Here is a 20,376-nt window from a genome sequence, read left to right on the forward strand (position 1 = left end):
CTATTAGGCGTCGGTGTCTAATTGAAAATTCCTAACCCGCGCCTTGGGTATTTCGATACGGGCGACGAGCCCGCCTGGAGGGTGCGAAATCAGTTCAAGTTGTCCGCCGACCTGTCCTAGCAGCCGCTCTACGATGGCGAGCCCCAAACCAGCGCCGCTCACGCCCGTACGTGCAGATTCGCCGCGCGAGAACGGGCGCAACAGCCGCTGAATGTCTGTTGGGGCGATACCGGTGCCGTGGTCTTTTACTTCAATCGCCAGAATATTGCCATGCTGTTTCGCCACCAGTTCGATGTGGGCGCGGTCGTCCGAAGGGGTTCGGCCATAGCGGCGGGCATTTTCGATAAGGTTGCTGACAATCCGCTTCAGGTCATGAGCACTGATTTTGGCGTAAAGATTAGGTTCGATCGAAGCGCTAAGGGCGCCGCCCAACGATTCCGTATGGCTGCGCTCCCGTTCATATAAGTCCCGGAGCACGGAAGAAACGTTTATGCCTTGTTCGGGAACCGCGGCCGCTGGACGCGCATATTCCATAAGCTGTCCGATACTATGGTCGATTTGGCCCAAGTCTTCATCAATGGCCTGGCGCGTTTCATCAGTGACATCACTCATTTCGATTTCAAGGCGCATGCGTGCCAAAGGGGTTCGCAAATCGTGCGAAATACCAGCCAGCATGATTTCGCGATCGGCTTCTGTCTGCCTGATATCACGTGCCATCCGATTGAAAGCAATATTCATGTCGCGGATCTCGGCAGGGCCTTTTTCGGGCAAAGGAGAGGGGGTTTCGCCTCTTGCCAATTGTTGCGCTACCTTGGCCAGCTGCGCCAGTGGCCGATTGACAAAACGTACGCTGACCGCCGCACCGATAAGTGCCAGCAATAAGGCAGTGGCCCCCCAGCCGAACCATTCGGCGCCGGCGGTAAGCCCGAGTTGCTCGCGATCGAACACCAACCAGTATTGATCGTTATTGATTTCAAAGCTTACCCAGACTCCGGGGGCCTGATTCACTGACCACATAACCTGCGTGGCGGGACCCAGTCTGTCTTTGATTTCGGCCGCTACGTGATTCCAGTAATTGGAGTTGGGAAGCGGCTCGAGCACGTCGGCCTCTTCCCTGGGCTGTACGCGAAGGCTTTCTTTGGTGGCAAGGTCCAGCAGCAAGGCAGGACGGACGCTGCGTGGCGCATACACCAACGCTGATCGCGTGATACTTACGGCGGTAGTCACGCGTTGCGCCATTTGCGTGGCCCGCGGACCTTCTTCCATGCTGAAGAAAACTTGCAGCCACGCACCGAGGCTGACCAGCATCAGTCCGGCCAGAAGCAGAAAGGAACGACTGAATAGACCAAGCCGGAATCGGGACTGGTTTTTTTTTCGCTGCTTGGGAGGGAGGGCCATAACCTATTCCTGCAAGGTCATACCCACCATGCGTTAATGACCGCCATCCGGCACAAATACGTAACCCAGACCCCATACTGTTTGAATGAAAACAGGCTTGGATGGGTTAGGTTCTACCAATTTGCGCAGTCGCGAAATTTGAACATCCAGACTGCGGTCAAATGCTTCGTACTCGCGACCGCGCGCCAATTCCATGAGTTTGTCGCGAGAGAGCGGGATTTTCGGATGCCGAGCGAACACTTTCAACACGGAAAATTCGCCTGTTGTAATGGGGACCTGTTCGTTATTGCGCGTGAGCGTGCGGGTGGACAGGTTAAGAACGTAAGGACCAAATTCGATGGACTCGTTTTCCTGGCTGGGCGCCCCCGGGTGTTCTTCAGTACCGCGGCGACGCAAGATCGCATTAACACGAGCAAGGAGTTCGCGAGGATTGAATGGCTTGGAGAGGTAATCGTCGGCTCCCATTTCCAGACCGACAATGCGATCGATTTCTTCGGCTTTTGCCGTCAGAATAATAATAGGGGTGTTATCGTGGCCACCGCGCAGGCGACGACAGATCGAAAGACCGTCTTCACCGGGGAGCATCAAATCAAGTACCAGCAGGTCAAAATGCTCGCGCTGCCACAACTTGCCCATTTCCTTGGCATCTTCGGCTACGAAAACATTAAAACCTTGTTCCGACAAATACCGTCGTAGTAAGTCGCGCAGTCGTGGATCGTCGTCGACGACGAGAATTTTGCGAGAGAGAGATTGGTTTTGTGTATTCATAGGGAAAATGTAACAGGGCTGAGTAAACCCGTATAGGCCTCGTAGCAAGATATTACACATTAAGTGTCTGGTAGAAAACAACTTTACGAGCGCTGGTAGCCATTGAATCCCCGAAATAACGTATGAAGGACTTAGTCCCGAAACGCTTCGAACCATTGCAGTGTAGGTCCTTGAAATTAAGGCGTCTTTCCGCCGAATGACTTACGCTGTCGCGCTCCGGAGCACTAATTGCTAGACCCCGTTTAAAATAAACTCATGACTCTACATATTTTAGCCCTGGAAACCTCATCGAGCGTGTGTGGCGTGGCTTTATTAAGCCAGCAAGCAGGGCACGTGAACGTGCGCACGCTTGGGCACGATGCCACGGGCGAACATGCCGAGCGCTTGCTGCCAATGGTAGACGAACTGCTCATGCAAGCAGATATCGGACGTTTTGACATCGCCGCCGTGGCCTTCGGACAAGGACCAGGAGGGTTCACCGGATTGCGTGTTGCCTGTGGCGTCGCCCAAGGTATGGCGTTCGCATTGAATATACCTGTGATTCCTGTGGTTTCACTATTGGCTGTCGCGGTGCGCGCCTACGACCCGGCAAGTGCCATTGTCCCGATCACGGTCGTAGTGCAGGACGCCAGGATGGGCGAGGTATATTTGGCCGCCTATCTGCCGGAATCTGACTCGTCTTCGGGTTGGCGCGAGCTTCAAGCCCCTATATTATTGAACGCGGAACATGTCGGGCATTGGTTGCATCAGGCCGTGCCGGGCTGGCGAACTGCTTACGGCGACACGCTTTCCGTTCGTCTGGCGGGTGATGCTTTACAGGCTTATCCCCAGTTGGGACAGCTGCCGGCGAATCTGTCCTGGGTCAGTCTCGGAGCCCCCTTAAGGCCCGATGCAGAGACCATTGCCCGACTGGCCTTGATCGGCTGGCACACAGTAGGTGGCATCGATCCGGCGTTGGCTGCGCCCTTATACGTGCGGGACAAGGTGGCTTACACCACCCACGAGCGCCAGCAGGGCTACGGAGGCAACCCCAAGGCGGTGGAACGAGTGGTATCGCTCCAAGATATGACCGTGGAACACTTGGATGATGTCGCCCATATCGAGCAATCCGTTCAGTCTTTTCCATGGACCCGTGGGAATTTTTCTGACGGCCTGCAGGCCGGTTATGGCGCATGGGTTGCCGTTCTCGGGGGACGCGTGGTCGGTTTTTGTATGGTTATGTTCGCACCCGATGTGGCTCACGTATTGGTCATTGCGGTCGTACCTGAAATGCAGAAGCAAGGTGTGGGTTCATTGCTCTTGGAACGATGTGAGCGCGAGGCGCGATCCCGAGGCTTGACGACGATCGTGCTCGAGGTTCGACCATCCAATCAGAATGCGCTTAATTTTTATCGGCACCAGGGATTTACCCAGCTTGCGATACGCAAGGATTATTATCCAGCAGGACATTTCAAGCGCGAAGATGCTTGCGTCATGGAGAAGTCGCTAAGTGCCACATGAACACGCCGACCAGGTGAAAGCGCCAATACTTAGTGCATTGCAGCTGGCCTGGCTGCAGGAAATCGGGCTCGACAAGCGCATGCTGGCGCGCTTTGAGCACGATAGTGCTCCGTTCCCAGATCCGTCCCCTGAAACTGCCGCGACCCTGGTGCATGCAGGGACTGCAGGCGGCCGACCGACGCCAACGCTCAAGACATATAACGACGTATCGTCCATGCCCGTTGTGGCGCCTATCAAGGGGCTGGTTCGGGTATCCGGAATGTTGGCGCCGTCCACGCTGCACGCAGAAACGCCGGGTTCAGCCAAGGCGACTATTGGCCTCGAGCCCATGATGCCGAACGACTTGACTGCACTGCAATCCCATATTGCAGCTTGCCAGGCTTGCGAGCTGCATGCGGGACGCAGCCAGACAGTGTTTGGTACAGGATCGACGCAGCATGTCGAGTGGTTGCTCGTCGGCGAGGCCCCTGGCGAAAATGATGACAAGGTCGGGCTACCATTTCAGGGGCGCCCAGGCGTGTTGCTGCAATCCATGCTGGCGTCGATTGCGGTAGTGCCGGAATCCGAGGTGTTTTTTACCAATCTGATGAAATGCAGACCGTTGGGCAACCGTACTCCCAAGCCCGAGGAAATTGCAGCATGTTTGCCAAAACTTCAGCGACAGATTGCGCTATTGAGGCCTATGCGCATTCTTGCATTGGGCAAGCTGGCAGCGCAGGCGTTGCTGGGTTCAGATGCCGAGCTGGAGCAATTACGCGGCAGAGTGCACCATATACGCAGCGAGACCGGCCAAGAAATTCCATTAGTGGCGACCTATCATCCAGCAACGTTGTTACTGCGTCCGCAACACAAGGCAGATGCCTGGCAAGACCTGAACCTGTTGCGCTCAGTATTGTCTTGACGCAGCGATAGTCAGTGCTTTAACGCCTGCCCATGGCCGTGTTGGCCTATGGTACTCTCGAGTTGGGGATCGGCACGATGGTTCAGCCGATTCCAGTGTATGAACAACACCATCAGTGCGGCAACCAGTAGTCCGAATATCACAATAATCGCGTTGATGGGCAAGTTCAGCCACAGCATCAGGCTATAAAGGGCGAGCATGAGCAAGATATTCAGCTGCTCGTTGAAATTCTGTACTGCGATCGAATGCCCGGCAGAAAGTAGGACGTGTCCGCGATGTTGAAGCAATGCGTTCATGGGGACAACAAAAAATCCTGATAAGCCTCCAATCAGCAATAAAACGCAGTACACGGCCCATGGTTCGCGGACGATGGGCATCAGCATGACAGCGAACCCCATGACAACGCCTACCGGCAATACCTTAAGCGCGCGCTTCAAGGGTACGCGGCCTGCGAGAATTGAGCCCGCGACAGTCCCGACCGCTGCGACGCCCATCAGTACCGAAGCTTGATCCAGTCGATAGCCCAGATGACGGGCGCCCCATTCGATCACGATGAATTGCAAGGTCGCGCCCGCGCCCCAAAATAGGGTGGTGACCGCTAATGAGATCTGTCCAATTTTGTCGCGCCACAATATTTTGACAAACCCCGCGAAGTCTCGAACCAGCTTTACAGGATGCGATTGCTGTTTAGGGTAGCGGACATTGGTGCGCGGTATCAGCAGGTTGCAGGCTGCGGCAAGAAAGTACACCATGCCAATCACCAGAATGGCGGCTTCTGTTCGCGTTTGTACAAGAGGGCTGATCCAGGGCTGTGTCAGCAAGATATCCGAGACCGCAGGATTAATCAGTACTCCGCCTAGCACCGTACCCAGGATAATAGATAAAACGGTAAGCCCCTCGATCCAGCTATTGCCCTTCACCAAAAGTTCAGGTGGAAGCATCTCTGTGACGATGCCGTATTTAGCCGGCGAATAAGCAGCGGCCCCTATTCCGACCAAGGTATAAGCGCAGAACACGAGGAATAGCTGTTGGGTGCTATCAAGGCCAAAGCTTTGACAGCCAAACATTAAAAGACAGCCCCCAACCTTGATGGCGTTGGTAATGAACATCACCCTGCCTTTTGGGAAGGCATCGGCGAACGCGCCGACGAACGCCGCCAGGACCACATACGCCAATGCGAACCACCATTTCATCATAGGCGCCATCCAGTCCGGTCCCTGTAAATCGGCGATCAACGCAATAGCAGCAATAAGCAATGCGTTATCCGCTACAGATGACAGCGCCTGGGCGATCATGACCAGATAGAAGCCTTTTTTCAATGGGAAATCTCGGGTAAATGGTTAATTGAGAGACACAGCGAATCAAATAGCAAAAAAATGTAATAAGTATAGCGTCGGAGAACTGCCGCGACGAAAAATGATAACGCGTTTTTTTGAGGCACCGAAAGCACCATCCGGTGCGTTATCATACGAGACGATTACAGGTGAAAATTGCAGGCTCTGAATTCAGGCCATTCTGATAGCCGAGTCCGCGCACACAGCGTGTCGCGCCACCCCTTTATATTGCTCGCTTATTTTGCGTCTGACCCAAATAAAACTCGCCGGTTTCAAATCTTTTGTCGAGCCGACAGTTATTCCCACGCCTAGTCAGTTAGTCGGCGTGGTGGGTCCTAACGGCTGTGGCAAATCCAATATCATCGATGCGGTTCGCTGGGTACTCGGCGAAACCAAGGCATCGGAGTTACGTGGCGAGTCCATGCAGGACGTGATTTTCAGTGGCTCGGGTCATCGTAAACCTGCTGCGAGGGCTTCCGTAGAGCTGGTGTTTGATAACTCCGAAGGCCGCGCAGTCGGCCAATGGAGCACCTACGCCGAGATCGCCGTCAGGCGAGTTCTTACCCGTGATGGCGCCAGTAGTTACTACGTTAATAGTCAGCAAGTACGCCGGCGCGATATTCACGATATTTTTCTGGGAACAGGGCTAGGCACACGCGGTTATGCAATTATCGGCCAGGGCATGATAAACCGGCTGATCGAAGCCCGCCCTGAAGAGCTCCGAGTTTTTCTCGAAGAGGCTGCAGGTGTGTCGCGCTATAAAGAACGCCGCCGTGAAACCGAGAGTCGCCTGGGCGATACCCGCGAAAACCTGAACCGGGTCGAAGATATCTTGCGCGAATTAGGTAATCAGCTTGAGAGGCTGGAAGTGCAAGCTGAAGTAGCCCAGCGATATCGCAGCCTGCAACAAGAGGGCGAACAAAAACAGCACGCATTATGGCTGTTGAAAGAAAGCAATGCCCACCAAGATCAGCAAAGCAAGTTTCTTGCTATAGAACAGGCCCAGACGGAGCTTGAGGCCGCTACCGCAAGTCTTCGTGCGGGCGAATCAGTGCTCGAATCGCGCAGACAAGCCCACTATGCGGCAGGTGACGCGGTGCACGCGGCGCAGGGTTTGCTTTTCGAGGCAGGAGCACAAGTCAGCCGGCTGGAGACCGAGATTCGACACGTGGTGGATTCACGCAATAGGTTGCAGGCCCGCCGTACGCAATTGCAGGGGCAGCTACAGGAATGGGCTGACCAACAAGCGCATTGCGCCGAACAGATTGCCCAAGCGGAGTCCGACCTGGAAGCAAGTGCAGCACGGACCGAAGAATCCCGGGCGTCGGTAGAGGATGCCCAGGCGCATTTGCCCGATATCGAAAATAAAGTCAGGCTTGCGGCAGGTTCGCGCGACGAAATGCGCAGCGTGCTCGCCAGGGTCGAGCAAGAGCTGGCGCTGGTAGCACAGACTCAACGTGAGGCTGATCGGCACGTTCAGGGATTGGATTTGCGCAAAGAGCGGCTTGATCAGGAATTGCGCGGCCTGAATGCGCCCGATCCCGAGAATATTCAGCGACTTGAGGGCGATAAAACGGCCATTGAAGAACAACTGCACGAGGCGCACGGCCAATTGATCGAGCTTGAGGACCGCTTGCCCGAACTGGACGATCACAGACGCAAGGCGCAGGCGATATCTCATGAAGAGTCGCAATCGGCGTCGCGGTTGGATGCCCGCCTGGCCGCATTGACCAAACTGCAGGATGATGTCCAAAAACGCGGCGCCCTTGAGCCCTGGCTAGCTCGCCATGAGTTGTCGGCGTTGGGCCGCCTATGGCAAAAGCTTCATATCGAGAACGGTTGGGAAACCGCACTGGAAGCTGTACTGCGGGAGCGTATGGCCGGCCTCGAAATTCGCCAATTGGAACATGCTCATGCTTTTGCCAACGATAACCCGCCCGCACGATTGGCGTTCTACCAAGTTCCGGTTGCAAGCGTCGGCAGGTCGATAGGCGCCGGCTTGAATCCTTTGAGCGCACTATTGCGTCTGCCGGATCCGGATTTGAGCACCTTGTTGAATGATTGGTTGCGCAACGTCTACATCTGTTCCGACCTTGCCACGGCATTGTCGACGCGTGGCGACTTGCCGGAAGGTGCATCGTACGTGGTCAAAGAAGGGCATGTGGTGGATGCCCATAGCGTTCGCTTCTATGCGCCCGATTCCGAACAGGCAGGGCTGCTGGCACGCCAACAAGAAATAGAAAACCTGCAAAGGGACCTTAAGGCTAGGCACTTGATTGCGGATCAGGCGCTGGCAGATCTGAGCCGTGCGGAGGCCGCTTGGCAACAGGGGTCCCAGGCCTTGGCTCCCGCGCGTCACAGGGTGGCAGAGCTGACACGGCGGTTGCACGATGTTCAGCTGGAACACTCGAGACTCCATCAACAGGCTCTGCAATCGGGCGAACGCTTGTCGCGTATCCGCGAAGATTTATCCGAAATCGCATTGCAGCGGGAAGAGTTGCTGGCTAGCAAAGAAGAGGCCGAAGCCCGTTTCGAAGTCCTGGATCTTCAACTTGCCGAGCATCAAAGTATGTTCGCCGATGCTGAGATGTCGGGGGAAGATCTTGCCTTGCAGGCAGAAAAAGCACGCCAGCGCTTGCGTGATCTTGAGCGCGCCGTTCATGAATCCGAATATGCAGAACGGGCATTGCAAACGCGTATCAGTGATCTTAAGCGTAATCTGCAGTTGGCTGCTGATCAAGGCCGTCGCGCAGCGGCCGAGCTTGACGGTTTACAAGGTGAGCTCTTCGAGCTGGATGCTTCGGCTTCGCAGGCGGGGCTACAAGATGCTCTCGAGCTTCGCGCAGAGCGCGAAGAGGCGCTTAATTTATGCAGGATACAGTTGGATAACCTGGCCGCCTTGCTTCGTGGAGCAGATGAAGAACGCGTTACGCTTGAACGATCGCTAGAACCGAGGCGAGCCCGGATCATGGAGTTGCAGTTACAAGAGCAGGCAGCGCGCCTGGCGGTTGAGCAGTTTGCAGAACAACTCGACGCTCATCAGGTCGATCGCGAAGCCCTGCGCCAGCTCTTGAAGCAGCAACCCGACGAATGGCAAAAGACCACTTGGCTCCAGTCAGCGGTGCAGCGGATTACCAAGACCATCGAAGGCCTCGGCTCGGTGAATTTGGCCGCGCTCGATGAGCTGAATACCAGCCGTGAACGTAAAGGTTTTCTTGATGCGCAGCACCTGGACCTGACGTCGGCAATCGAAACCCTGGAAGATGCCATTCGTAAAATCGACAAGGAAACACGGGATTTGCTTCAAGACACCTTTGACAAGGTCAATGGTCATTTCGGCCAACTTTTCCCGCGGCTATTCGGTGGCGGCGAGGCAAAGTTATCCATCACGGGCGACGAGATCCTCGATGCCGGTGTTCAGGTCATGGCTCAGCCCCCCGGCAAGCGTAATAGCACCATACATTTGTTGTCGGGCGGGGAAAAGGCCCTTACCGCCACCGCCCTGGTCTTTGCCTTGTTCAAGCTGAATCCAGCTCCATTCTGCCTGCTTGACGAGGTCGATGCTCCATTGGATGATGCCAATACTGAGCGTTATGCCAATCTGGTAAGCAGCATGAGCGAACAAACACAGTTTCTATTTATTTCGCACAATAAAATCGCCATGCAGATGGCTAAACAATTAGTGGGCGTCACCATGCAGGAACAAGGGGTGTCGCGCATTGTGGCAGTCGATATTGATTCGGCTCTCCAGTTGGCTGAAGTCTGAGGGTGGTATGCATAAACATTTGGTGATACGGCGGACTAACAATGAGTGACTTGCAAATCGGTTTGATACTCCTCGGAGTGGTACTGATACTGATCGTGCTTCTATTTAATTGGTGGCAGGACCGACGCATACGGCAAAAGATGCAAGAACACTTTCCCGAGCGCGAACAGGATCCCCTGATGGGCAGTACGCCAGTTGCAACAGGCAGACGCGAGCCAGGATTCGGCTTGCGCGATCCGGTTGAAGAACTCGCCGCGGATGACCCAGCCGAGGTCGATCCAACTACTGAAGTGGTCATCGATATTAGCTTTGCGCAAGCCGTTGCCTCGGCTCAGCTGCATTCGGCGATACAGTCCTTGCATAAAGCCGGCAGCAAGCCGGTGCGCATCTTTGCCGAGCGCGAAGGCGGGGGGCACCGGGCCCGACTTCGTCCCAACGAAGATTATGTATCCATGCAGTTGTCCGTTTTATTGGCCAACCGCAGCGGGCCACTCACCGATATCGAATGGTCGCATTTGTGGACCATGGCGCAACGCTTGGCGGAACGGTTTGACGGCGTTATTGAAGCGCCCGAGCAGGAAGATGTTATGCAGCGCGCAAAACAACTGGATGAATTGTGCGCCCATCTTGATGCGCAAGTTGGTCTGACCTTGCGCTTGCAAGGCACACAGCCGGTAGGCGATGTCACGCGGGCCCTCAAAGAAGTTGGATTCTTGCCCTACGGCCATCAGTTGGCCTGGATGGCGGATACGGGCGTGCCCCGCTTCACTGCATTGCTGGATGGTGTCCATGCGCAGGATGTACAGTCTGCCGGGGTCGACCGCATCGATCTTCTGCTTGATCTCCCCAATAGTCCTGCCGACGGCCAGGCCTTCAGCCGCATGGCCAGCGTGGGCCGCGACCTTGCGGCGCGCTTGCACGCTGTGCTGCTTGATGATCAGGGCCGTCCCGTTTCGGATGGCACAGATCACGCTATCGACAAGCAGCTCCTTGATTTGTATTTGCGGCTCGAGCAGGCGGGTTTCGAGGCGGCAGCCGAGCGCACCATAAGGGTATTTTCGTGACAGGCAGTTCGAAGGGAGGGTCGGTTGCCGAAAGAATTGATTTTCTGCGCTCCGAAATCTCCCGCCATAACCATCTTTATTATGTGCAGGCTGCACCTATTATTTCAGATGCCGAATTTGATCGGTTAATGAAAGAATTGGTGGCTCTGGAAGAATCCCATCCCGATCTGATCACACCTGAGTCTCCTACGCAGCGGGTCGGGGCAGCGCCGATGGCCGCTTTCAAAAGCGTTCGTCACGTGGTGCCCATGCGGTCCTTGGGCAACGCGTTTGATCGGGGCGATGTTGTGGCTTTCGACAAGCGGGTATCCGATACCTTGCGCGGTTCGGGTCTGACTTCCCATGACGGTAACGTCGAGTACGTAACCGAGCTTAAATTCGACGGTCTGGCCGTAAGCCTGCGTTACGAAGATGGGCGCCTGGTCCAGGCCGCGACACGCGGAGATGGGCAGACGGGCGAAGATATTACGAGCAATATCCGCACCCTCCGCTCCGTCCCATTAAAGCTGGTGGGCGACTTTCCCGAAGTCCTTGAAGTTCGTGGCGAAGTCTTGATGAATCGGAGCGATTTCGACCGCTTGAATCAAGCGCAGCAACGGCGAGGCGAAAAAATATTTGTTAATCCGCGTAATGCGGCGGCTGGAAGCTTGCGGCAGCTCGACCCTCGCGTCACCGCGACACGTCCCTTACGATTTTTCGCATATGGCTGGGGCGAAATTCGTATCCGTCACGATGGGCAAACCGAGGTTTTTCAGCAAGAATCCGGCGTTCCGTCGATGCCGCGTCCAACCCACGCGAAAATGCTTGACTGGTTCAAAGAGTTCGGGCTTCCTGTCAATGATTCCCGCAAGGTCGTCAAAGGTTCCGAAGGATTGCTTGATTTTTATGCAAGGACAGGCAGTACGCGTACACAACTTCCGTTCGATATTGATGGGGTCGTCTATAAGGTCAATTCTCTGGCGGCGCAAGACGTTCTTGGCTTTGTGGCGCGAGCCCCGCGCTTTGCCATTGCTCATAAATTCCCCGCCGAGGAAGAGACCACTACTCTGCTGGGAATCGAGGTGCAGGTCGGACGCACCGGCGCCATAACACCGGTCGCGCGACTAAAACCGGTATTCGTCGGCGGCGTAACGGTCACTAATGCTACCTTGCATAACGAAGACGAGATACGGCGCAAAGACGTACGAATTGGCGATACCGTAATAGTGCGTCGTGCAGGCGATGTCATTCCAGAAGTAGTAAGCCCGGTACTCGAGCTTAGGCCGGCCGGCACGTCATTGTTCCTGACCCCTTCAAATTGCCCAGTGTGTGGATCGGCGGTCGAGCGTCTTGAAGATGAGGCCATTTCACGTTGCACCGGCGGATTGTTCTGCCCCGCGCAGCGCAAGCAAAGCATCATCCATGCAGCAGGTCGCAAGGCGCTCGATATCGAGGGCTTGGGCGAAAAGCTGGTCGATCAGTTGGTTGACAGCGGCCGGATTAAATCCCTGGCGGATCTTTTTACCCTGAACGCGTTTGAACTTGCCAGTTACGAACGCATGGGGCGCAAGTCAGCTGAGAACCTGGTGGCTGCACTGGACCAAGCGCGCACGCCGGAGCTCGGCCGACTACTGTATGCCCTTGGGATTCGGCATGTCGGAGAAACGACGGCTCGCGACCTTGCGCGGCACTTCGGCTCGATAGACGCCCTTATGTCGGCCGATGAATCACAGCTTTTGGCGGTGAATGACGTCGGGCCGGTCGTAGGGGGATCTATTATTCGTTTCTTTGGCGAAACGCATAACCGTGAAATCATTGCTGCCCTGAACGATGCCGGCGTGCATCCCAAGCCCGAAGTCAAGACCGCTGGCGGCGGGCAGCGGCTTGCAGGTAAAACGCTAGTGCTGACGGGCACTATGCCAAACTGGAGTCGCGACGATGCTACCCGGCATATCTTGGCCGCAGGCGGGAAGGTAAGCGGGTCTGTATCTAAAAAGACCTCTTACGTCGTAGCGGGCGAGGACGCTGGTAGCAAGCTGGTGAAGGCGCAGGAGCTGGGCATACCGGTGCTGGACGAGGGCGGTCTGAAAGCCTTGCTCGAGGGGGCCTAGGCGTTTGTTGCAACATTCTCTACCAAACTAGCGCCGCAGGGCTCAATGCGAAAAGGGCCGCGTGCAACGGAAGCACGCGGCCCTTTAATGGCTTGGTTTTCTTACTTGATCGTGGCGCTCTTGATCAGACCTTGCTGGTACTCGGCCAGTTGCTGCTGACGTAGCATTTCTTCGATTTGCGGCTTGACTTCGCTTAGCTCAGGAAATTTTATGGCACGGCTATCTTCGACTTGGATAATATGCCAGCCAAATTGCGTCTGTACAGGTTTGGAGGTCATTTCACCCTTTTTCAGGCCTTCAACGGCTTGCGCGAATTCAGGTACATAGTTGCTGGTGGGTCCCCATCCCAGATCGCCGCCATTCTTGCCACTGCCCGGGTCAATGGAGTCTTTCTTGGCCGCAGCGTCAAAAGTAACTTTTTTGCTTTTGATCGCCGCGGTCAGATCTTCTGCTGCCTTTTGATCTTTAACGAGGATGTGGCGCAACTTATATTCTTGCTTGCCGCTCTGTTCTGCCTTTATCTTGTCGTACTCAGCCTGGATTTTGGCGTCGGTGACTGGATTCTTTTTCAGGTAGTCGGCCATCAGGGCACGGACCAGTATGCCCTGGCGCGCCAGCTCGACTTCTTGAGTGACGGCGGGCTGCTTGTCGATTCCCGCTTTTTCTGCGGCTTGAACTGCAACCAGGCGATTGACCATTTCTTGCTTGACTTGCGTGCGTAATTCGGGTGTGTCTTGCGCGCCCTGACTGACGAGCAGTGCTACGAACTGATCCAGTTTCGCTTGTGTAATGGCCTGGCCATTGACGCTGGCAATGGTCTGGGCATAGGCTGGTACTGCAATGACGCAGGCGGCTGCGAATACGGCGAGTCGTTTCATGTAATTCCTTTACGAGTTAGCTTTGGCATCGATTGCCAGGGCGTGAATGGGATAAGGCATTAAATCGTGAACGCGATCATACACAAGTCGGTGGCGAGCTAGTAACGAAAGCCCGGTAAATTGTTCGGACCGGATAACCACACGGAAGTGGCTCGCGCCATTCTTGCTGCCTTCGTGACCTGCGTGAAGATGCGACTCATCGATGATTTCGAGACGCGTAGGAGCCAGCGGGGCGAGGCGTTTTTCGAGCTCTTTCATACGTTCTGTAGACATCAGGATCCCTTCTTTTGTTCCGCGGTGCCGGGCAGGGCGCCTACCGTATCGTGGCCGTCCTTCATGTGCTTTCCCAACCATATCGATTGAACAATCACAAACAGAAGCAGCAAGGCCATTAGCCCGAACACCTTGAAGTTGACCCATTGATCTTCGGTAAACGCGCCCGAGAAAGCAACATACAGATTCAGCGCGCCTGAAGCGATGAAGAAGCAGGCCCAGCTATAGTTGAGTTTGTCCCAGATAGGTCCAGGCATCGTCACCTGTCCGCCCATGAGCTTTTGCATCAGGTTGCGACCGAAAAACCATTTTCCTCCTAACAAAATCGATGCAAATAGCCAATACAGCACGGTTGGCTTCCACTTGATGAAGATGTCGTTATGGAAGAATAGGGTAGCGCCTCCGAAGACCACAATGACCGTCAAATTGATCCAGTGCATCGCCTCTATGGCTTTGCCTCTGGCCTTGAGCCACACAAACTGGCCAATACCGGCGGCGATAGCCACAGCCGTTGCGGTAAATATATCCGAAAATTTGAAGGCCAGAAAAAATAGAATTAACGGAAACAGGTCGAAAAGGAATTTCTTCATTTAAGGGGTTCGAACTTCATTGAGAGCGAGTTGATGCAGTAGCGCAAGCCTGTAGGAGGCGGGCCGTCGGGGAAAACGTGTCCGAGGTGCGAATCACAGATATTGCACAGCACTTCTGTGCGCTTCATACCATGGCTCGTATCGGTTTCCTCGCGCACGTTATCGGGGTTTAATGCTTTAAAGTAGCTTGGCCAGCCGCAGCCTGCGTCGAACTTGGTGTCGGACGCGAACAGCGCCGTGCCGCAGCCGACGCAGCGATAAATCCCGGGCTCGTTAGTATCCCAATAGCGGCCTGTGAAAGGCCGTTCGGTGCCTTTCTCGCGTGCTACAGCATATTCCTCGGGAGTCAGCTGCTCGCGCCACTGAGCATCGGTCTTGTGGATCTTGTTCACGTGAACACCTATAAAAAAAACGATACGAATATGTTTGTCATGTTAATCGACTTTGTTCCTGCCCGGAGGCTCTCCCTATGGTACTTTTTTCTACCCTGTCTATGCAGGGAATCCCCTAAAAGACTTTGTTTCTATTTTTGTCCATAATTCCGCGGCACACATAAAATTGCTGGAACCTCAAACCACAAATGGAAAACACCTATGTTTTCTGCCGCTTTCACGTGATACGCTAAATCAAAGAACGGGCCTTTTTCTGTATAACTTTCGCCGATGCCGTTGCCGGTCCGGACAGTGCCCACCCATGGAGACAAAATAATGAATTTCAATCAGTCAGTTCGACTTTCTGTGCTGGCAGGAGCCGTCGCGTTCGCTCTGCCCTTGATCGCTTCCGCGCAGATTAAGGTGGGCATCACGGTGGCGAGTACCGGTCCAGCGGCATCGTTGGGCATTCCCGAGCGCAACACGGTTGCCTTGTTGCCCACACAGATCAATGGCCAGAAAATCGAATATATCGTGCTCGATGATGGCACTGACACGACCGTCGCAGTCAAGAATATGCGCAAACTCATCACCGACGATAAGGTAGATGTGGTGATCGGCACGTCGGTAACTCCTGGCTCGCTCGCGATGGTTGATGTGGCAGGCGAAACCAATACGCCGATGATCAGTGTTGCGGCAAATGCGAAAATTGTCGAGCCGGTCGACGGCGCGCGCAAATGGGTATTCAAGACCCCCCAAAATGATCAACTGATGGCAAGCGCGCTGGCTGATGCAATGGCTAAACAGGGCGTGAAAACTCTGGGCTTTATTGGCTACAGCGACGCTTACGGCGAAGGTTGGTTGAATGTCATGACCGAAGCTGCCAAGGCCAAGGGTATCAAGATGGTTGGTGTCGAACGCTATGGGCGTACTGATACCAGTGTCACAGGGCAGGCGCTCAAGCTTGTTGCAGCGAAACCCGATGGCATTCTGGTAGCTGGCTCGGGCACGCCCGTAGCATTGCCACAGCGCGAACTGAAAAGCCGCGGCTATAAAGGCATCATGTACCAGACACACGGGGCCGCTAATAACGATGTGCTCCGCGTCTGCGGCAAAGACTGCAACGACATGATCCTGCCGGCAGGCCCTTTATTGGTGGCCGATCAGCTGCCCGACAGCAACCCCGTCAAGAAAAGTGCTCTTGAATATAAAACCAAATACGAGGCCAAGTACGGCGCCGGTACCATCAACACGTTCGGCGGACACATGTGGGATGCGGGCTTGCTGGTTGCTGCTGCCATTCCGCAAGCACTTAAAACGGGTGCAAAGCCAGGCACACCACAATTCCGTCAGGCACTACGTGACGCCATCGAGCAGATTAAAGACTTGCCCGCGTCGCAAGGCGTCTTCAACATGTCGGCGACCAACCATGCAGGTTTCGATGAGCGCGCTCGTGTGATGGTCAAAGTCGTCGACGGCAAATGGACGTATCAGCCCGATCTCTAAACCGTACAATGGCAGGCCCGAAGCGTGTTGCGATCGGACCTGCTTGCGCGTTAGGGGCGGAACGAACAAGCTGATGCCAATACCGGCCTGACAGGCCGGTATTTATGTCTTTGACCGATGTAGGGGTGCAAATCGATCGCACCCCATTGTTATGGTGTTGTCCGGAATGGATTCAACAATATTACTGATCCTGCTGCAGGATGGCGTCATGAATGGTGCCATTTATGCCTTATTGGGTCTGGCGCTGGTACTGGTATTTCTGGTCACGCGCGTCATTTTCATTCCTCAAGGCGAGTTCGTCGCATTTGGCGCACTGACATTGGCTTTCATGGTCAACGGCCGCATCCCAGGTACTGTCAACCTGCTGCTGATTATTGGTGCCATTGTTTTCGCAGTGGAAGTCATAGCGGCCTCGCGCAGCAGGAACTGGTCGGGCATGGGCAAGACTTTCTCATGGTCTTTATTATTGCCAATGGTGTTGTACTTCCTCGCGCCATATATCGTCAGCAAAGACACCGCATTGTGGATCAACGTTCTGTTTTCCATGGTCCTGGTCGTGCCGTTGGGGCCAATGCTTTACCGCTTGGTGTATCAACCGGTGGCGGAAGCGAGTGTGCTGGTTCTATTGATTATTTCGGTTGCTGTGCACTTCGCTCTCACGGGTCTGGCCTTGGTGTTCTTCGGCGCCGAAGGGTGGCGGACACCGCCGTTTATGGAAGGCGAAGTTCAAATGGGACCGGTCAGCTGGTCGGCACAGACCTTCTTTGTACTGGGCACATGCGCACTATTGATCATTGGCCTGTGGATGTTTTTTGGCAAAACATTGTACGGTCGCGCTTTACGGGCCACTGCCGTCAATCGAAGGGGCGCCCGCCTGGTAGGCATTAGTACGAATATGTCCGGCAGCCTTACTTTTACATTGGCAGCAGCCATCGGAGCGTTGTCTGGCATGCTGATCGCGCCCGTTACAACCATTTATTACGACACAGGTTTCCTGATAGGGCTAAAAGGTTTTGTGGCCGCTATCTTTGGCGGGCTGATCAGCTATCCGATTGCTGCGGTCGGCGCCTTGTTTGTAGGTATCCTGGAAGCGTTTTCATCGTTCTGGGCTAGCGCTTATAAAGAGGTTATCGTGTTTACCTTGATTATTCCTGTGTTGTTGTGGCGTTCTTTTGGCGCTCACCATACGGACGATGAGGAATAAATCATGAACCGCTTATTGCTCGCTTTGGTTATCGTTGTTCTGGCGGCATTGCCTATGGTGTCCAGCACGCCGGAATTCTGGATCACTCACCTGAATTATGTGGGCCTGGCCAGCCTTGTGGTGCTGGGGCTCGTTCTGCTGACGGGTGTGGGCGGCCTGACGTCGTTTGGCCAGGCGGCGTTCGTTGGCATAGGCGCGTACACCACGGCATGGTTAACGACGTCCATAGGCTGGTCACCCTGGCTGGCTTTGCTGATCGGACTTGCCGTTACCTTCGTGGTGGCCTATGTCCTGGGCGCTATCACGCTGCGTTTGTCCGGTCATTACCTTCCTTTAGGTACGCTCGCCTGGAGCCTGTCCTTGTATTACCTGTTCGGCAACCTTGCGTTCCTGGGCCAATATGATGGGATTGCCGGTATCGCCCCAATCGAAATTCTTGGCGTATCGCTGGGTAACGGCCGCTATATCTATTATCTGATCTGGATCGCTGTATTGCTTTCTATGTGGGCCACGCGTAATTTGCTCGACTCTCGCCCGGGTCGCGCCATAAGGGCGCTCAAGAGCGGTGGCGGCATGGCCGAATCTTTCGGCATCAATATGGCCAGCTACAAAGTCATTATTTTTGTTTATGCCGCCTTGCTCGCCTGCTTGTCGGGCTGGCTGTACGCTCACATGCAACGCGCGGTTAGCCCCAGTCCTTTTGGGCTGAACTACGGCATCGAATATCTATTCATGGCGGTGGTCGGTGGGGCGGGCAGCGTCTGGGGCGCGGTGCTGGGCTCGGGGCTCATTCTGACCCTCAAAGACCAACTTCAGAACATGCTGCCCAAAATACTCGACACCACGGCAAATTTCGAGCTCATCGTTTTTGGCGTATTGATGATTCTGGTGCTGCAATATGCCCGGGACGGTGTGTGGCCGATTTTATCTTCATGGTGGTCGGCATTGACGGGCGCTAGCGAACGGCGGCGTATCGCTCCTCCTCCTGTAGCGCCCGCCCTCGTTAAAAGGTCTCGCCCCGAAAAAGGGTCGCTGGTGCTCGAAGTCGAAGCGATACGCAAGGAATTCGGCGGTCTGGTCGCGGTAAACGATATCAGTTTTTCGCTCAAGGCTGGCGAGATCATGGGGTTGATCGGGCCAAACGGCGCAGGTAAAAGCACGACCTTCAACCTGATTACAGGTGTACTTCCATCGACCAGCGGTAAGGTCAGTTTTATGGGGCAGCGTCTTGACGTGCTTCCGTCACGAGAGATTGCCAAGCTTGGTGTGGGCCGTACTTTCCAGCATGTACAACTTTTGCCCACCATGACGGTGCTCGAAAATGTCGCTTTAGGAGCCCACCTGCGAAGCAAGGTGGGCGTATTGGCAGCCGCCTTGCATGCCGATCGGCGTGATGAAGCCGAACTATTGCATGAAGCGGCGACGCAGCTTCAGCGCGTCGGCCTAGGCGATTATTTATATGAACAAGCTGGTAATCTGGCCTTGGGCCAGCAACGTATCCTTGAAATCGCCCGTGCTTTAGCCGCTGATCCGGTGCTGCTACTGCTCGATGAGCCAGCGGCTGGCTTACGCTACAAAGAGAAACTTGAACTGGCCAAGGTGCTTGATCAGTTGCGGCTCGAAGGCATGAGCATTCTTCTAGTCGAACACGATATGGATTTCGTGATGAACCTTACTGATCACCTTGTGGTTATGGATTTCGGTATCAAGCTGGCTGAAGGCCTGCCTGCGGATATCCAGCAGAACCCTGCTGTGCTCGAAGCCTACCTGGGCGGTATTGACGACGACCTCGATTTCCACGACGCGCCTTATGTCGATGAAGACACCGCTGTACCGACTACCTCGGGGCCAATATCAGCTACTGCAGTGGGGGGCAAAGCATGAACGCGGCAAGTAAACCCAAGCATCCCATTCTTAAGGTCACCGATCTGTCCGCCAAATATGGCAAGGTCAATGCGGTCACCGGCGCCAACATTCTGGTGAGCCGCGGCAGTATTGTGACCGTTATTGGCGGGAATGGTGCAGGGAAATCCACCTTGTTGAATTCAATCATGGGATCTTTACCTGCCTCGGGTCACAGCTTGGGATCGGTACAGTATTTGGGTTCCGAAATTGGTTCATGGCAGGTCGAACGCAGGGTCTCTGACGGTATCTCGCTGGTTCCCGAAAAACGTGAATTGTTTAGCAGCATGTCGGTTGAAGACAATCTGCTGCTGGGCGGCTTCAGGCTGTATCGTGCCGGCAAGCATGGCTGGAAAGAAACCATTCATGAAGTCTATGATTTATTCCCGCGCTTGCGCGAGCGCCGCACCCAAGAGGCAGGAACGCTCTCGGGCGGCGAGCGGCAAATGCTTGCTGTTGGCAGGGCGCTTATGGCCCAGCCCCAATTATTGATGCTTGACGAACCCAGCCTGGGTCTGGCCCCGAAAATAGTGCGTGAAATCTTCCAGATCATTTCCCGTCTGCGCAGTACCGGTGTTGCTATCTTGCTGGTCGAGCAAAATGCCAGGGCCGCTCTACAGGTTGCCGACTATGGCTATGTCCTCGAGACCGGCGAAATTGTTCTCGAAGGTCGCGCCAAAGAACTCAGCGGAAATCCGCGCGTTATTGAAAGCTATCTAGGTTTAGGCAACGCCAAAAAAGCAGTGCTTCCCGTGTAGGTAATAGCGGTGCTGGCGGCGTGACGTCGCTTATGCGTTGGCTTAATGGGTTATCGGTTCGGTTTTCGGTTTT

16 protein-coding genes are annotated in these 20,376 nt (G+C 54.8%); 9 read left to right on the forward strand and 7 right to left on the reverse strand.

What is annotated here, in order from left to right:
• Positions 1–3 precede the first annotated feature (3 nt).
• Both EKL30_RS12160 and ompR read right to left on the reverse strand, forming a co-directional pair.
• Complete coding sequence (locus EKL30_RS12160) at positions 4–1,398, reverse strand: sensor histidine kinase (RefSeq protein ID WP_126707492.1); 1,395 nt, start codon at positions 1,396–1,398, stop codon at positions 4–6.
• Between the two features lie 33 nt (positions 1,399–1,431).
• Positions 1,432–2,166, reverse strand: coding sequence for a two-component system response regulator OmpR (gene ompR / locus EKL30_RS12165; protein WP_073106027.1), 735 nt, complete (start codon positions 2,164–2,166; stop codon positions 1,432–1,434).
• A gap of 255 nt (positions 2,167–2,421) precedes the next feature.
• Here ompR and tsaB point away from each other — a divergent pair, with 255 nt between their 5' ends.
• Positions 2,422–3,666 (forward strand): tRNA (adenosine(37)-N6)-threonylcarbamoyltransferase complex dimerization subunit type 1 TsaB, encoded by a 1,245-nt coding sequence (gene tsaB / locus EKL30_RS12170; protein ID WP_126707493.1) that lies wholly within the window; start codon positions 2,422–2,424, stop codon positions 3,664–3,666.
• Entirely contained in the window at positions 3,656–4,567 is a 912-nt protein-coding gene (locus EKL30_RS19200; protein WP_126707494.1) for a uracil-DNA glycosylase family protein, read from the forward strand. Before tsaB ends, EKL30_RS19200 begins: the two co-directional genes overlap by 11 nt.
• A gap of 11 nt (positions 4,568–4,578) precedes the next feature.
• On the opposite strand, the gene lplT is transcribed toward EKL30_RS19200, so the two are convergent.
• Positions 4,579–5,886, reverse strand: a complete 1,308-nt coding sequence (gene lplT / locus EKL30_RS12180; RefSeq protein ID WP_126707495.1) for a lysophospholipid transporter LplT — start codon at positions 5,884–5,886, stop codon at positions 4,579–4,581.
• Between the two features lie 256 nt (positions 5,887–6,142).
• Here lplT and smc point away from each other — a divergent pair, with 256 nt between their 5' ends.
• Genes smc through ligA form a run of 3 tightly spaced genes read left to right on the forward strand, consistent with a single transcriptional unit; the run spans position 6,143 to position 12,821 of the window.
• Positions 6,143–9,667 (forward strand): chromosome segregation protein SMC, encoded by a 3,525-nt coding sequence (gene smc, locus EKL30_RS12185; RefSeq protein WP_126707496.1) that lies wholly within the window; start codon positions 6,143–6,145, stop codon positions 9,665–9,667.
• 41 nt (positions 9,668–9,708) lie between these two features.
• Positions 9,709–10,731 (forward strand): cell division protein ZipA C-terminal FtsZ-binding domain-containing protein, encoded by a 1,023-nt coding sequence (locus tag EKL30_RS12190; RefSeq protein WP_126707497.1) that lies wholly within the window; start codon positions 9,709–9,711, stop codon positions 10,729–10,731.
• Entirely contained in the window at positions 10,728–12,821 is a 2,094-nt protein-coding gene (ligA, locus tag EKL30_RS12195) for an NAD-dependent DNA ligase LigA (protein WP_126707498.1), read from the forward strand. Before EKL30_RS12190 ends, ligA begins: the two co-directional genes overlap by 4 nt.
• 101 nt (positions 12,822–12,922) lie before the next feature.
• Here the strand turns inward: ligA and EKL30_RS12200 are convergent, their stop codons facing one another.
• From EKL30_RS12200 to msrB, 4 genes are read right to left on the reverse strand one after another with little or no spacing between them, the layout of a single operon-like run.
• Entirely contained in the window at positions 12,923–13,699 is a 777-nt protein-coding gene (locus tag EKL30_RS12200; protein WP_126707499.1) for a peptidylprolyl isomerase, read from the reverse strand.
• A 9-nt stretch (positions 13,700–13,708) separates the two neighbouring features.
• Positions 13,709–13,972: a BolA family transcriptional regulator gene (locus tag EKL30_RS12205; RefSeq protein ID WP_126707500.1), complete on the reverse strand. Its 264-nt coding sequence runs from the start codon at positions 13,970–13,972 to the stop codon at positions 13,709–13,711.
• The gene (locus EKL30_RS12210; RefSeq protein ID WP_126707501.1) at positions 13,972–14,562 is read right to left on the reverse strand and encodes a septation protein A; all 591 of its coding nucleotides are present in this window, start codon (positions 14,560–14,562) and stop codon (positions 13,972–13,974) included. Before EKL30_RS12210 ends, EKL30_RS12205 begins: the two co-directional genes overlap by 1 nt.
• Positions 14,559–14,954, reverse strand: a complete 396-nt coding sequence (gene msrB, locus EKL30_RS12215) for a peptide-methionine (R)-S-oxide reductase MsrB (protein ID WP_126707502.1) — start codon at positions 14,952–14,954, stop codon at positions 14,559–14,561. Before msrB ends, EKL30_RS12210 begins: the two co-directional genes overlap by 4 nt.
• Before the next feature lie 315 nt (positions 14,955–15,269).
• On the opposite strand from msrB, the gene EKL30_RS12220 reads away from it, so the two are divergent.
• The 4 genes from EKL30_RS12220 (at position 15,270) to EKL30_RS12235 (ending at position 20,303) form a co-directional block, all read left to right on the forward strand.
• Positions 15,270–16,439, forward strand: a complete 1,170-nt coding sequence (locus EKL30_RS12220) for an ABC transporter substrate-binding protein (RefSeq protein ID WP_126707503.1) — start codon at positions 15,270–15,272, stop codon at positions 16,437–16,439.
• Positions 16,440–16,605: 166 nt separating this feature from the next.
• Positions 16,606–17,643, forward strand: a complete 1,038-nt coding sequence (locus EKL30_RS12225; RefSeq protein WP_126707504.1) for a branched-chain amino acid ABC transporter permease — start codon at positions 16,606–16,608, stop codon at positions 17,641–17,643.
• A 3-nt stretch (positions 17,644–17,646) separates the two neighbouring features.
• The gene (locus EKL30_RS12230) at positions 17,647–19,527 is read left to right on the forward strand and encodes an ATP-binding cassette domain-containing protein (protein ID WP_126707505.1); all 1,881 of its coding nucleotides are present in this window, start codon (positions 17,647–17,649) and stop codon (positions 19,525–19,527) included.
• Positions 19,524–20,303: an ABC transporter ATP-binding protein gene (locus EKL30_RS12235; protein WP_126707506.1), complete on the forward strand. Its 780-nt coding sequence runs from the start codon at positions 19,524–19,526 to the stop codon at positions 20,301–20,303. The genes EKL30_RS12230 and EKL30_RS12235 overlap by 4 nt, the downstream gene beginning before the upstream one ends.
• The last annotated feature ends 73 nt before the right edge of the window (positions 20,304–20,376 follow it).

The organism is Candidimonas sp. SYP-B2681, from assembly GCF_003971065.1.
Lineage (GTDB): Bacteria > Pseudomonadota > Gammaproteobacteria > Burkholderiales > Burkholderiaceae_B > Pollutimonas.

Coding starts and splice junctions, on each gene's coding strand:
- EKL30_RS12160 (WP_126707492.1), bottom strand. CDS start 1,398: ATGGCCCTCCCTCCCAAGCAGCGAAAAAAAAACCAGTCCCGATTCCGG.
- ompR (WP_073106027.1), bottom strand. CDS start 2,166: ATGAATACACAAAACCAATCTCTCTCTCGCAAAATTCTCGTCGTCGAC.
- tsaB (WP_126707493.1), top strand. CDS start 2,422: ATGACTCTACATATTTTAGCCCTGGAAACCTCATCGAGCGTGTGTGGC.
- EKL30_RS12190 (WP_126707497.1), top strand. CDS start 9,709: ATGAGTGACTTGCAAATCGGTTTGATACTCCTCGGAGTGGTACTGATA.
- EKL30_RS12200 (WP_126707499.1), bottom strand. CDS start 13,699: ATGAAACGACTCGCCGTATTCGCAGCCGCCTGCGTCATTGCAGTACCA.
- EKL30_RS12205 (WP_126707500.1), bottom strand. CDS start 13,972: ATGTCTACAGAACGTATGAAAGAGCTCGAAAAACGCCTCGCCCCGCTG.
- EKL30_RS12210 (WP_126707501.1), bottom strand. CDS start 14,562: ATGAAGAAATTCCTTTTCGACCTGTTTCCGTTAATTCTATTTTTTCTG.
- EKL30_RS12220 (WP_126707503.1), top strand. CDS start 15,270: ATGAATTTCAATCAGTCAGTTCGACTTTCTGTGCTGGCAGGAGCCGTC.
- EKL30_RS12225 (WP_126707504.1), top strand. CDS start 16,606: ATGGATTCAACAATATTACTGATCCTGCTGCAGGATGGCGTCATGAAT.
- EKL30_RS12230 (WP_126707505.1), top strand. CDS start 17,647: ATGAACCGCTTATTGCTCGCTTTGGTTATCGTTGTTCTGGCGGCATTG.
- EKL30_RS12235 (WP_126707506.1), top strand. CDS start 19,524: ATGAACGCGGCAAGTAAACCCAAGCATCCCATTCTTAAGGTCACCGAT.